Here is a 13273-nt window from a genome sequence, read left to right on the forward strand (position 1 = left end):
GAAATAGGTCGGATGCTCAGATACGAAGGGTGATTTCCCATGAACCAGTCCGTCAAGCTTTCGAAACTCCGCCTGTCCGCCAGCAACGTCCGCACCGCCCCTGACGCGGCCTTGATGATCGAGCCGTTCGCGGCCGACCTCGAAGCGCGCGGCGTATTGCAGAACCTCCTGGTCACGCCGGTCGCGCGCTCGCGTGGCATGTTCGAGGTGTTCGATGGCGGTCGGCGCCTGCGCGCGCTCAACCTGCTGGTCGAGCGCGGTGTTATCGATCCCGACCAGTACGACGTGCCGGTGCGGGTCCTGAAGGGCAATGATGCCGAGCTGACCGAAACCTCGCTCGCCGTCAGCTTCCACCACCTGAAGCTCAGCCCGACCGAGGAATGCCGCGCCTTCCAGCACTTCCTCGCCGGCAGCACCGACATCGATGCGGTCGCCAAGCGGTTCGGCGTGACCCGGCGCTTCATCGACGGCCGTCTGCGCCTGGCGGACCTTGCCGAACCTATCTTCACCGCGCTCGCCGAGAACCGGATCACCCTCGACATGGCCAAGGCCTATGCATCGACGGCCAGCCACGAAGCGCAGCTGAGCACCTGGACCACCTATGGTTCGATGAGCCACTACAACGCTGACTCGATCCGTCGCATCATCGCCAACGACATGATGCGCGCCGACGACCCGGTCGCGCTGCTGGTCGGCGCCGAAGCCTATGAGGCTGCGGGCGGCGTCATCGAGCGCGACCTGTTCAGCGATGCCCGCGAGAAGTGGCGCCACCCCGAGATCGCGCGCGGCCTCGCGGCTGCGATCATGGAAGCCGAGGCGACCCGGATCGGTGCCGAACGTGGCCTCGCCTGGATTCGTCCGGTCGCGTCGCACAGCATCTGGGACGCGACGCGCAACCTCTACAAGATCACCCTGCCCGAGCAGCCGATGACGCTGGCCGAGGCGGAGCGCGCCGAGCAGATCGAGCAGCGCATGGGCGAACTGCATGATGCCATGCAGGACGAGGATCTCGCCGAAGACGCCTTCGCCGTGATGGAAACCGAGCTCGATGCCTTGGCGGCCGAACTCGAGGCGCTCGACAACCGTCCGGTCTTCATGCCGCCCGAATTGGCCTCGCGTGTCGGCGCGTTCCTGACGCTCGCGCAGAACGGCACCATGCTCCTCAACGAGAGCTACTACAGCGAGACGCCGATCACGGTGACGGTCGTCGAGCCCGACCCCGTCGATGGCGATGCCGAGGGCGGACACGGCGACGATGAGGGTGAGGGCGATGCCGAAGCGGGGTCCGATCCCGTCATCAAGGCGCCCACGTTCCGCATCGAGGAGGGGACGACAACGACGTCGGCGGGCAGCACCCCGAAGGAGATCGATCCCGACACCGCGGCGCCGGGCGGCAAGGCGCTCAGTCAGGTCCTGCTCGACCAGCTCGCGGTACAGCGCCGGGATGTGCTCGGCGCCGCGCTGATCGCCAATCCGGGTCTCGCGCTCGACTATATGCTGTTCGCGATGGTCGACGGCCGGACCATGGGCGGATCGGGCGATGGCACCACGATCTCGGCCTCCCGGCCGCAGGATCCGGTGATGTCCAACAATGTGCCGGCCTCTCGTGCGCGCGACTATCTCGCCGAGGTGCACGACGGACTCGATACGAGCTGGGGAGTGCCCGGCGGAAAGGTCGAGCGCTTCGAGGCGTTCCGCGCGCTGGGCGACGAGGCGAAGTCCGCCTGGCTCGCATGGATCGTGGCGACGTCGCTGGAGGCCAAGGAGAACTACAGCTCCCACACGCAAAATCCGCTCCAGAACCGGCTCGCCACCATCCTCGAGGTCGACGTGGCCAGCTGGTGGCGCCCGACCTCGGAGAACTTCTTCGATCGCGTGTCCAAGGGGTCGCTGATCTCGCTCCTCCACGAGGTCGGCGGTCCCGCGCTCTCGAGCCGGCACGCGACGGAGAAGAAGCCCGAAGTCTCGGCCTCCTGCCAGAAGCTCTTCGCCGGCGAGGCGATCGTCGAGCCCGCGATCAAGGAGGCGGCGCTCCAGTGGCTGCCGAGCGCGATGCGGTTCAACGACGTGGCGACCACGGCCGAGGCCATCGACGACGAGCAGGGCGATCTCGCCGACCTGATCGACGAGGGTGATGGCGAAGCGGGGGCCGGGGCGGGCGACGCCGGCACCGACGATCTGGCCTCGCTGATCGGCGATGAACCGGAAGACGACGGCACCGCTGATCCCCGGCAGGACACTGAGGTCGACGCCGAGGCAGGGCATGACAACGACGACGGGGTGCCGGTCGAACTGGTTGCGGCCGAATAGGGCGGCACCGCCTCCCTTCTGAGCAACCTCACTGCCGGCCCGCATACACCGCGGCGCCGGCAGTGTCTTTTCACCTTGCCCAAAAGGACAGCGCCATGCCCGCTGCAACCCGCGACATCGCGGCCGACATCACCGCCACCATCATCGCCAGGCTGGAAGCCGGCACCGCCCCTTGGCAGCGCCCGTGGTCGCTTATCGGCGAGGGCGGTCGCCCACTTCGCCATGAAGGCATCGAATATACCGGGATCAATGCCCTCTGGCTGCGGGCAGTCGGCGACATGCACGGCTTTCGCAGCCGCTACTGGATGACCGCACGCCAGGCGCGTGAACTCGGCGGAGAGGTGCGCCCCAACGCGACCCCGTCATACTCGGTCTACGCCTCAACCTTCCGCAAAGCCGGCGTTCCCACCCTCCTCGGTATGTCCGCGGACCGCATGATCCGCTTCCTCCGCTCCTACGAGGTGTTCAACGCCGACGAGATCGCCGGCTTGCCGGATTACTACTATCCGCAGGCCGTCGCGCCGACACCGTTGCTTCTCTCCAACCGGCAGGACCGCATCGACGCATTCTTCACGGCGATCCCCTCCAAGGTCCGTCATGGTGGCGGTGCCGCCTTCTTTGACCTGACCTTCGACTACATCCAAATGCCGCGTCCCGGCACTTTCAAGTCTGCCGACGCCTATGCGTCGACGTTAGCGCACGAAAGCTGCCACTGGACCGGGCATAGGACGCGTCTCGACCGCACATTCGGCAAGAAGTTTGGCGACAAGGCTTACGCTATGGAAGAGCTGGTTGCCGAATTAGGTTCAGCCATGATTTGCGGCGACCTTGGCCTGCCGACAGAGTTGCATGACGGCCACGCTAACTATTTAGCAGGTTGGCTGCGGGTACTCAAGGCGGACAAGACCGCGATCTTTCTCGCCGCGTCGAAGGCCGAACAGGCATTTTCCTGCCTCCGCAGCTTCTCGACCGAGGCCGCAGACACTGCCGATACGCGGCTCGCCGCATGACCCCCCATCACCGGAGAACACAACATGGGTTGGCTTTCGATGACCAGCGCCGGCATGGGTGGCCACGCAACCCCCAAGGCGTATCTCGACGCGCAATTCACCTACAGCCGCACGCTCGATGGTGGCGGCACGCGCGGCATGCGCGTTATCGACAGCGCGTTCGTCGGAAACCGCGTCTGGTATGCCGCGGCTGAGATCATCCAGGACGGCGAGGCGCAATATGTCATCGCGCTGGTTTGCCTCGTGAAATGGAACCCCGGAGCCAAGGACGGCTACGTCTTCGGCTACAAGGACTTGGAGGAATCCATGGGGCCTTGCGAGGCCGGTTGCCCGGCCCGGATCCTCCGCCTGTTATCGCCGACCGCGAAGGAGCATGCGCTCGACTGGCGGCGTCGTTGCCTGGTCCGGCTGCGCATGCACAGCCGGAAGGTCGAGGATGGCATGCGGTTGCGGTTTCCGCGCACGATTTCCTTCGGCGACGGGCATAGCGGCACCGAGTTCATCGTCGTGAAGAGGGGCGAGCGCGTCACGTTCCGCAGCTCTGAGGGCCGCGGCAGCTATCGCATCACCAGCTTCCGCGACTTGGCATGGACGGTAGTGCCGGAAACCAAGGTTCACCGCACGGTCTTCGCTTAGACCGAAACTTGCCCGATAGCAGGATGATGGAATTGACCATGCTGGACGACACCCCCCTCTCGCCGCTGCGCCGTATCCTGTGCAGTCACTCGAACGCCATTCGTGTAGCGGGCTGGATGCACCGCGATGGGATCAATGCCGAGATCGTCGCGACTGGCGATCCGCTTCAGCCTTGGCTCATCGTCGAGGCCGCCGATCTATCCGCGGACAACCGCGCATGCGCCTAACCGTAGCACTGGCCTTGGCCCTCGCCGCGTGCGGAGGTGTTGCCTCGCAGGCGGAAGATCAATCGATCATTCGCGCCGACGGGCGCGCTATCGATGGCGATACCGTCTCGTTCGACGTGCGCCTTTACGGTGCTGACGCCTTTGAGAAACGCCAGATGTGCCGGAATACCGACGGCTGCTGGCCGTGCGGCAAGGCCGCGCAGGATTATGCGTCAAAGCTCCTGAAGGCTGGGAGCAGCACGATCCGTCTCACGGGCAAACAAAGCTATGGCCGCCCTATCGGCACGATCGAGATTGACGGGCAGGACTTGGGTGAGCGCATGATTGCCGCAGGCCTTGCCGTGCCGGCGACCGGCTACCTCAGGGACGATCCGGCCCGCGCACAGCGCTACGTTGCCGCATATGAGTTCGCCGAAGCTCGCCGGGTCGGTGCCCACGCCGGGGCTTTCATCAATCCAGCCAAGTGGCGCCGGGGCGAACGCCTCTCGTGCGAAAGCCGGTCCCGCGATCGCCAGGAGCGCTGAAGGCCAAGGGAGAGAAGGGGGCGGGGAAGGGCATCGATCAAGGAGCCGATCATGCCCGCTTTCGCCTCGACGCCCGCCCCAGTGCACACCCTCTGGGACACGCCCGACATGGCCACCCAACGCCTGCCCGGTGTCTGGTGGGTCAAGACCCCCTCTCATGGCGGCTTCGTGCTGTCCGACGAGCGCCAGGCCTCGATGCCCGAGGCTTTGCGCCTCGACAGCATCTACTACGAAGAGGACGTCAACTGGACGCTGGTGATCCTCGCCTTCGAGGCAGAATTTGCCGCGTTGAAGAATCCGAATTTCGACATCGAGCGTGGGATCGCCCACCAGACCGCACGACACTGGCGACCGCTACAGTACGGCAGCTTCACCGGTCAGATCATCACCCCCAGCGACAGCTACGTCCTGCGGAAGATCGACACCATCGAGACCGCGATCGGCGAGATCGGCGTGCGTACCGCCTTTGGCGATTGGGCCGATTGGGTGCCGGCCGGAAAGGTCGGGGTCTGTGGCCAAAGGATCGTCGGCTGTGACCATCTCGGCTTCACGCAGTATGACGGGCCGGAGTTCAAGGGTCTGTGCGACGCCGCAGGCTATGAGGCGGGGCGCCCGGTCAACACCTTCGCTGCACTGGGCGTCGAGCTCCTGTCGTGAGGATCGAGGTTGTCGTCGGGCTCCCTCACCTGAACAACGGCCCGATCCTCGCCCGTGCCAAGCTGATGCAGCAACCGATGCTCATATCGGCCAACTGTCTGTTTAGATGGCGCACACGCGCGGGATGCCGAAGCTGGGAAGGGTGGCGCCACACCCAACTCCGAAACGCCGTCGGCTTGGCCAGCCTCGACCTCGATAGCGCCGGCTATGTCCTGGCGAGCCGATATGGCGGTTTTCCCTGGTCGATCGCCGATTACATGGCGCTGGCCGCCAGCTATCCATTCCGCCGCATCGCAGCGGCCGACTATTGCTGTGAAGCTCAGATTGCCGGCGATCGCGACGAGGTTCTGGACCGCATCAGTCGCACGATCGCCACCAACCGCGAGTGCCGTGCGCGCGCCGCTGATCTGGGGATTATCGAGCGATTGATGCCGGTCCTGCAAGGCCGGACACCAGAGGACTATGGCCGCTGTGCCGAAGCCCTTCATCTCTCGATGCTACCCGGAACAGTTGTGGGCGTCGGCAGCATGTGCCGGCGGGACATTCACGGACCTGAGGGTCTGATCGCGGTCGTCCGCTATCTCGACAGCGTCCTACCGATCGGCATCCGCCTGCATCTTTTCGGCGTGAAGGGCTCGGCATTGCCGTGGCTGTTACCGTTCGCCCACCGTGTCGCGTCGATCGATTCCCAAGCGTGGGGAACAGCAGCGCGCCAAGAGGCCCGGCGAACGGCCAGATCCAAGACCGACGTATTCGCGGCGGGTCATATGGAGCAGTGGACGGCCAAGCAGCTCGCCCGTCTTGAGGAACAGCCGTGTTTCGCGCCGACGATGCCGCCCAGCGCCGAGCCGATACCAAGCGCTGACCCGTGGGAGCGCGCCATCGCCTGCGCGCGCGCCGAGGCCCGCGATCTGATCGAGTCCGGCGACCTCGCCCATGACGAGATCACCGCGGGGTGGATCGAGACATGGGCCGCAGACCTCTACGACGAGGAGCGCCGCGCCGCCTGACGGCCGGAAAGATGTTTCCGAAATCCGGCAACATCTTTCCCGACGGCTGCCCAGGCGCCCAGCCCTGAGGGGCTGACGATACGAGCCCGATGCCGTGGGTCGCGGAGAAGAGGGGGGAGTGAGGGGGGTGCGCGAAATTCTGCGCGCGTCCTTCCTTCTTCGGAGCAAGCGGCGATGATCTACGATGTGCCATTCCGCCACCAACAGGCGCTGGACCCGAGCGGCCTGCCGACCATAACCACGACGCTGCGCGCAATCGAAAAGGCGGTCGAGGACTGTCGCAACGCCGGCGTCGATCCGGATAGCGACCCGGCCGTGGTCCTCCTCGCGCGCCATATGGCGGTCGTGTCGATGAACCGTCGGCCCCGGGCCGTGCTGCGCCAGGCCTGCAACCGTCGTCTTGAAGATCTGACCCGCTTTCCGACGCTGCTGGCGCTGGCGATCCGCGGCGTCGAATACGACGCGGGCGCAAAGGCGCGTTTCCACCTGGATGCGAGCGCCGCGATGACCGCCCTGGCCGAAGCCTTGGAATTGGCGGCCGGCACCTTCGAGGTGGTCTCCATTCAAGGCGGCAGGGACCAATCCGGTCAGGTTCTTTTGGCGGCGGAGAAGATCGCCGTGACAGTCGCGATCGGCAGACGACACGAAGGCCGCGAGGTATCGTATCGGGCCGTGAACGGAGGTACGGCCACGCCAAACCGTTTCGCCCCGATGGCCGAGCTGCTGCGCCCGCGCCGGCTCGCCGCCCGCCTGCGGCGCGACCTGCCCGACGCATTCGCGCCGGTCGCTTCCCTGCCGATCCCGATCGCGGCGTGAGGGGAGATCAGCGATGCACATCAACAAAGCGCTCGCCATCGCGCGGGCCGACGCCGCACGCCTGGCGCGATACGTGGCTCGCCGGGAGCGGTTCCTCGACGCCCTCGATTGGTCCCTCTTGACCGAGGACGATGCTCGCCAGTCGGCAATGCTCGATGATCTCCTCGCGGGCGATATGGCTGATAGCGCCCTCTACATCGACTGGCTGGAACACCGGATGATCGAAGGAGGCGACCGGCTCCCGGGCGTGCTTCGCTTTGCTCCGCATCCAAGGCCGTGGCACGCTGAGTGGATCACGCTGGCCGCTTGAAGAAGGATCGAAGACCATGAGCCGTCACACCTTCCCCGGCCACGCCGGGCAAACAATCAATATCGGTTGGGATCGACCGCTCGCCACGTTCTTCATCCAGGTCACCCGGCCACATCCCACGAAGGTGGGGGAGGAGCAGACCGTCGCGTGGCAGGGCACGGATGATGGTGAGTTGCCGACGGCAGCTTCGGCGATCGCCGTGGCGGCCGCCTATGGCGAACTGCCGGCCGATCTTGGCGCGACGCTCGAAACGGACCGCATGAAGACGCTGGGGCAGGCGGATGGACCTGCACAGACCGCCGCACGGCGATTCCGGCACAACGATAGCCTGTAAGGAGGATCAGGAGATGGATCCGCAAAAGAACGCTGAAGGCGACTTCGTCATCACTCCTAACGCCGGCTACACGCTCATTGCCATGGCGTTCCTCATCAGGGGCGCCACATGGATGGTTGGAGTGGTCACCGACGGAGCGGCCGAGGCCGATGGATCGATGCCCATCACGCAAGCCATGGAGGGCCTGCTAAAAGGGCCGCTGATCGACATCGGCTGTGTGCTGATGGTTATCGGCGGTTTTTTCATTGCCGTCTTCGCGGGTAGTGGCTCCGATCGCACGCGCATGCCGGCAGGCGAAGCCAAGATTCCCCGCGCGCTTCCCCTGCAAATGAGTGAGCTCGCGCAATCGGCCGAGGGTCGCCTCAACAGCCTGATGGCCCAATTCCGTTCTATCCCTGAGGATATGGTGCTGGCGGAGGCGGCGGTCGAGTTCGAGAGAATCGAGAGCTCGCATGTGCCCGACCTTCAGCAAGCTCACCGGGACTCGCGGGCCACCGTACCGGCAAACTCGGCCAAGTCCGACGCGCTGGATGCGGGCTATGCGGACAGCCTTGACCGGGTCAGCGATGCTTTGGCGCGGCTGATCGAAGGATGCGAGGCCGTGGGCCGGGAGCGCCTAGAGATTCAGAGCCGATTTATCGAGGCAAGGCACCCCAAAGACGCCTTCTGAGGCCGAGGATAGACCTCGACCAAAGGAGGGAGGGGGGGGTTGTCGATCAAAGGTCGATCGACGGAGAACCTCCCATGTCCCACATCATCGATATTGGCGGCGCGCCCGCCGAGGAAGAGTGCGCCCAGCTCGGGCAGACCATCGACTTCGAGGCCGCCAATCTGGCCGAGGTGACGGCGTACAAGCTCGCGATCATCGCGCGCCATGGCCTGCCCCCCGAAGGGTGCAAGCTGATCGTCCACAACAATCGGCATGACTTCGGCCTGTATCGTACCCTCGCGCTGCGCGTCGACGATGAGGAGAGCGAGGCGGTCGATGCCTATGCCGAGGCCGTCGAGCCCGGTCTTGGATCATGGATCGAGGCCGGCTTCACCGCGCCCGTCACCTATGCCGGCAAGATCGCCACGATTGAGCGGTCGCAGCATGCCGAGCTGGTGATCGGGGCGCTGCTGACGACCCGTCCCGACCCCGACGGGACCTTCCCGGTTGCCGATTTCGCCACCCTGCATGGCAATCTGGCTGCCGCCTTTCCGGAGCAGGCCGAAGCCGCTCGCCAGCGCCTCACCGCCGCCTGACCCGATCCACCCCGCCGTCATGGCGCGCCGGCACGCGTCCGGCGCGTCTGGAGAATCCCCATGGCCAACAGCTACACCAAAGCCGCCTTCTGCATCCTCATGTCGCCGGCCGACGTGACGATACTCAGCGCCGCCACGCGCGCCATCGATATCCTGGAAGGTGACAGCACTGACGAGGATCTGAAGCTCTCGTTCGATGCCCTCGGCATCGCGTTCCACACAGCCTTCCCCGCTAAGGGCGATAATGACTTCGGCAGCTTTCTCGAGATCTTCGACGAGCCCGACCACCCGACCTTCGGCTGCGATATCGACATCGAGGAGCCGGATAAGGAGAGCCGATGCGCCGTGACCTTCAGCGGTGAGCAGGTTGAGATCGAAGCGGTAGCGCGGTTGATCTTCACTGCCTGCAAGTCGGCGCTGCCATGTGCGTTCGAATGGTCGCATGGTTCGGATCGCCTCCGCGTCGGGGAGTTCGGAGGCGGCTGCGTCGTCATCACTGCGGAGGGCATCGCCTACCACAACACTCGCGATATCCTCGATCGCGCCATCACGCGCGAGATCAGCGGTTCGGACGAGGCCGTGGACGGCTTCGTTCTGGCACTCGCCGATCGCGAACATGGCTTGAGCTTCTGGAACAACGAGCTTGGCTTTGGCCGGCTTGCGCTGGCGACCGTGTTCAGCGAGAACGAGGCGGGGCGTTTCGACAAGCCGATCGCACACACCGAGCCCGAATGGCTGGCAATGCCGGCTCCGCTCGCCTGATCCGGAAAGGGCAAACCCCATGCTTATGTCGGCCCTACAGCCTGCCGGGAGCGTCCCGGCAGGGTCGATCCTTTCTGCCCTGCACACGCGGCCGCCCGAGGCCGTAGAGCGCGATACGTTCGATCCGACCGAGGCCCAATGCTGGCTGACGCGCGGTCGCTCGATCGAACATGCCTCGGAGCTTGCCCGTATCTGGCGCGCCTTCCCGGACCTCCCGGCGACAGCCCCTCTCGACGACCGGATGGCTCGGGGGCGTGAACGCATCGCCGCAATGAAGCCGCTCAACGATGCGATAAGCGCAGCAGTCGAAGCCGAGCGCCAAGCACGCAACTTCGGTCTGATGGAACAGCACCTGGCGGACGGCACCATCGCCGATCGCGACCTCGCCATTCTACGCGGGCGTGATGACCACGGCTACGATTGGGACATCGCTGTCGCCTATGCCAGTGGCTGGACCGCAGCTCACGCCGGTTGGGTGCATCACTTTTTTGCCGACGGAACGGGCCGTCAAGCCACGAAGCGCGAGGCTTATGATCGAGGCTTCGCTGATGGTGGCGGGGACCAGGCCGACCTGTTCGACGCGGCGCGCCGTAGCAACCTTGCGGCACTCCGCCGGGACAATCAGCCGACGGCTCCGATGCCAGCTCAGATCGCACGGCCGGCGCCGAGCAGCTGGCCGAAGCCAAGCGATCATGCCCGCCCGACCCGGTGGTCACGCCGGCTGCTGATCGTCTCCGATGCGACCATCGAGGAGGTGACACCTGGCTTAATGCGCGTGACCGGCCTGCACCTGATGGACGAAGTCCAGAGGCATGCCGGCAGTGACGCAATGACGATTGTGACGATCGATCGCCATGCCGGGTTCGTCGCCGGAAATCGCCTGGACGAGGCGTCGACGCCGATCGGCGCAAGCCGCGCCGACGAGATCATCGCCAATCCTGATTATGGTGATGCACTTCGAGCGCTACTCGCCGGGGCCGAGATCGATGACGTGCTCATCGCCGTACAAGGTGATTACCTCCGCATCGTCGACGCGTTCGCCAGCGCACTGCCACTATGCGGCAACATGGAGCGTACCCAGAACTCGCTTCTGCAGCAGCGCGCGCATCTGCGTTGCTGGCTGGACCGAGGGTATGACGGTCTAGCTAGTGTCGGCGCTGGCCACATTCGTTGGGGCAAGGCGATCAAGGGCCTCACGGGAAAGCTCGGCGAATTTACCGCCCGCCATGTCGGACCAGCCCCGCGACGTGGCCATCTGATCCGGATCGAGGTCGAAGGCGGCGAGCCCGCCCACGGCTACGCCACCTCCGCCGGCGAACCGCTCACCCCGGAGATAACCGTCTCCAACAAGACGAACATCCGCCGCGAGATGGCTGCCGCCTTGCGCGCCTTTGGTGGTGCGACCCGGCTGATGGACGGGCGCGGCTGATCCAGCGCTCCCGGAACTCGAATTACAAAGAGGAGAAGGCCATGGCTGACATTCGCGACCTGCTCGTGATGACCGAGGCCGACGCCAAGGCGCTTGGCTTTGCCGGTTTCAACAACGTGCCTCATCAGCCGATCGATCTGCCCGACGGTCCATTCACCATCAGCGTGAAGACGAGCGATGGGCGACGGGCGACCTTCTGCTTCATGCCCTATGGCGATGGCCCCGCCCGCTTCGTCGACATCCAGTTCCATGACCGAGGCACGTCGATCCCGAATGCCAACGGCGGCCAGATGCCGACCTTCAACAGCTTCTGCATCACCAAAGGCGGCCGTCACATCGTCGATACCCGCGTGCTGACGGAGGACATCAAGCCGTCGATCATGGTGCTGCTGCTCGACACCGCCGACGAAGAGCAAGAGCGCGCGACCATCCTCGCGGGCAAGTCCAAGGCGTAGCTGGATCGGTCCCTGGGCTTGGAGGAAAGGGGGGAGCGGGAAGGGCAACCGGAATTGGCCGGTCAGGACTCCCTCCCCATGCGCATCCGTCATATCGCCACCTTCGCCGAAACGATCCGAACGGATCCGGTCACCCTGGCGCGCGAGTATCTCTCAGCACGCGACGCCACGGTCCACGAGTTCCTGAGCGAGGAAAGCCGCCTCGCTTATGTGGATGTGCTGCGCGCGCTCGGTCGTTTCCAACACCGCACGGCCTTCGCACGCGCTCTGGAACACCTCGACAGGCCTGCCGCGGCCGTAGACGCCGCGCCATGTATCGGCACCTCGCTGCGGGCGGTCGCGTGGAGTTTCGGCGGTGGGCCGACCTTTCCCGGCTTCACCGACGACACGTACTGGAACGGCTTCCTCAACGTCCGAGTGACGCCGGCCACCTGGCCCTACGTCCTTGCCGAATTGATCACCGGCGCCGACGGCGATGCCGATCTGATCGAGCAATATCGGCAAGCTCCCGAGGTCGACGGACTGGTGTCGCTTACCCACTCCCTGACCACCACCGAGGTTATGCCCCGGTGGGCTGGGTTCTTCCCCGATTACCCGATTGCAACGATGGTCCCGATCCCGGAGGTCTGGACCGATGAGAGCTGGCGGCACGAAACCGCGCCCAGCTTCAGCCCTTGCATTGGCCCAGCCGGCGAGCTCGCGCAGGTCTGGATCGACTACGAGGATCCGGCTCGCCGCGACATTCCCGAGGCCGCACGCTTCAGCTTCTGTCGGCGCGATACCGTGGGTGAACTCCACACCGCCTATGCCGGCGACGATTACGACGAGCTGATGCGCCACGTTGCCATCGAGCAGCTCGCCTGCAGCTTCGCTCACCGGCTCGGATGCATGCTGACACCATCGGAATGGCGAGACATGCGGCTCAGCAACCGCAACGCCGGCGCCGGCGTGTGCGCCTCGCATGACGTGGTCGATGCTAACATGGTCATGCTGGATGCCTGGCGGGCGACCCGAACTGGCGCGATCGTCGGCGCTGGCGACGCCACGGAACTCGCGAACGACCTCGATCACGTCAACGCCGCCTGGACGATCGCTACGCGCCACTATCTGACCAGTGACGATGAGGGCGCACGCTTTGACGACTGGCGTGTGACCGGCCGCGACGTCCCGAGCCTGGTCGCCGAGGGCTATGACCTTGCAACAGTGCCGCCGTCGGACAGCCCGGGCCGGGTCTACGCCATCGGCTTCATGGAAGCCCGTGGCTCCGGATGGATCGTCAACGTCGGCAACAGCAGTCGGTCCTTCGATGCGCTCATCGATGCCGACGCTCACCTCTGGTCAGCTTTCGCCTCCTTCGAGAGCACCCAAGCCTGACTAGCCCCACAGACCTCACGACAGGAGACATGTGATGCGTTCCATTGTGGCGTTCTACGAGGTCGATCGCGAATATGGCGGACCAGAGGAGGGCGGGTGGCGTGCGCCGTTGTGGCGCGAGAAAGGAGTGCGTCTGATGACGTGATGCTTGTTGGCAATGGCATCTGCCTACTG

The 13273-nt window shown here is 65.2% G+C and carries 16 protein-coding genes; all 16 read left to right on the forward strand.

The window, feature by feature from the left end; all coding sequences use genetic code 11:
* Positions 1 to 39 precede the first annotated feature (39 nt).
* The 16 genes from AC07U4_RS24305 to AC07U4_RS24380 all read left to right on the forward strand — a co-directional run bounded on the left by AC07U4_RS24305 (position 40) and on the right by AC07U4_RS24380 (position 13099).
* The gene (locus tag AC07U4_RS24305; RefSeq protein ID WP_495197512.1) at positions 40 to 2310 is read left to right on the forward strand and encodes a ParB/RepB/Spo0J family partition protein; all 2271 of its coding nucleotides are present in this window, start codon (positions 40 to 42) and stop codon (positions 2308 to 2310) included.
* Between the two features lie 95 nt (positions 2311 to 2405).
* Positions 2406 to 3320, forward strand: coding sequence for an ArdC family protein (locus AC07U4_RS24310; RefSeq protein WP_495197513.1), 915 nt, complete (start codon positions 2406 to 2408; stop codon positions 3318 to 3320).
* A gap of 39 nt (positions 3321 to 3359) precedes the next feature.
* Entirely contained in the window at positions 3360 to 3956 is a 597-nt protein-coding gene (locus AC07U4_RS24315) for a DUF6927 domain-containing protein (protein WP_495197514.1), read from the forward strand.
* A 38-nt stretch (positions 3957 to 3994) separates the two neighbouring features.
* Positions 3995 to 4183 (forward strand): hypothetical protein, encoded by a 189-nt coding sequence (locus AC07U4_RS24320; RefSeq protein WP_495197515.1) that lies wholly within the window; start codon positions 3995 to 3997, stop codon positions 4181 to 4183.
* On the forward strand, positions 4174 to 4707 hold the full coding sequence (locus AC07U4_RS24325; RefSeq protein ID WP_495197516.1) for a thermonuclease family protein: 534 nt from the start codon (positions 4174 to 4176) through the stop codon (positions 4705 to 4707). The genes AC07U4_RS24320 and AC07U4_RS24325 overlap by 10 nt, the downstream gene beginning before the upstream one ends.
* 51 nt (positions 4708 to 4758) lie before the next feature.
* The gene (locus AC07U4_RS24330; RefSeq protein ID WP_495197517.1) at positions 4759 to 5364 is read left to right on the forward strand and encodes a DUF7007 domain-containing protein; all 606 of its coding nucleotides are present in this window, start codon (positions 4759 to 4761) and stop codon (positions 5362 to 5364) included.
* A complete protein-coding gene (locus AC07U4_RS24335; protein ID WP_495197518.1) occupies positions 5361 to 6374 on the forward strand; it encodes a deazapurine DNA modification protein DpdA family protein in 1014 nt (337 codons plus the stop codon). Before AC07U4_RS24330 ends, AC07U4_RS24335 begins: the two co-directional genes overlap by 4 nt.
* A 174-nt stretch (positions 6375 to 6548) precedes the next feature.
* Positions 6549 to 7190, forward strand: coding sequence for a hypothetical protein (locus tag AC07U4_RS24340; protein WP_495197519.1), 642 nt, complete (start codon positions 6549 to 6551; stop codon positions 7188 to 7190).
* A 13-nt stretch (positions 7191 to 7203) separates the two neighbouring features.
* A complete protein-coding gene (locus tag AC07U4_RS24345; RefSeq protein WP_495197520.1) occupies positions 7204 to 7500 on the forward strand; it encodes a hypothetical protein in 297 nt (98 codons plus the stop codon).
* A gap of 16 nt (positions 7501 to 7516) precedes the next feature.
* Complete coding sequence (locus AC07U4_RS24350; RefSeq protein ID WP_495197521.1) at positions 7517 to 7834, forward strand: hypothetical protein; 318 nt, start codon at positions 7517 to 7519, stop codon at positions 7832 to 7834.
* Between the two features lie 13 nt (positions 7835 to 7847).
* Entirely contained in the window at positions 7848 to 8504 is a 657-nt protein-coding gene (locus AC07U4_RS24355; protein ID WP_495197522.1) for a hypothetical protein, read from the forward strand.
* 74 nt (positions 8505 to 8578) lie between these two features.
* Complete coding sequence (locus AC07U4_RS24360; protein ID WP_495197523.1) at positions 8579 to 9079, forward strand: hypothetical protein; 501 nt, start codon at positions 8579 to 8581, stop codon at positions 9077 to 9079.
* Between the two features lie 60 nt (positions 9080 to 9139).
* Positions 9140 to 9841 carry a hypothetical protein gene (locus AC07U4_RS24365; RefSeq protein WP_495197524.1) on the forward strand — a complete coding sequence of 234 codons (702 nt, stop codon included), beginning with the start codon at positions 9140 to 9142 and terminating at the stop codon, positions 9839 to 9841.
* A gap of 19 nt (positions 9842 to 9860) precedes the next feature.
* On the forward strand, positions 9861 to 11270 hold the full coding sequence (locus AC07U4_RS24370) for a hypothetical protein (protein ID WP_495197525.1): 1410 nt from the start codon (positions 9861 to 9863) through the stop codon (positions 11268 to 11270).
* Positions 11271 to 11311: 41 nt separating this feature from the next.
* Positions 11312 to 11725 carry a hypothetical protein gene (locus AC07U4_RS24375; RefSeq protein ID WP_495197526.1) on the forward strand — a complete coding sequence of 138 codons (414 nt, stop codon included), beginning with the start codon at positions 11312 to 11314 and terminating at the stop codon, positions 11723 to 11725.
* Between the two features lie 78 nt (positions 11726 to 11803).
* Positions 11804 to 13099 (forward strand): hypothetical protein, encoded by a 1296-nt coding sequence (locus AC07U4_RS24380; RefSeq protein WP_495197527.1) that lies wholly within the window; start codon positions 11804 to 11806, stop codon positions 13097 to 13099.
* Positions 13100 to 13273 lie beyond the last annotated feature (174 nt).

Source organism: Sphingomonas sp. GW821-FHT02B09, assembly GCF_059421875.1.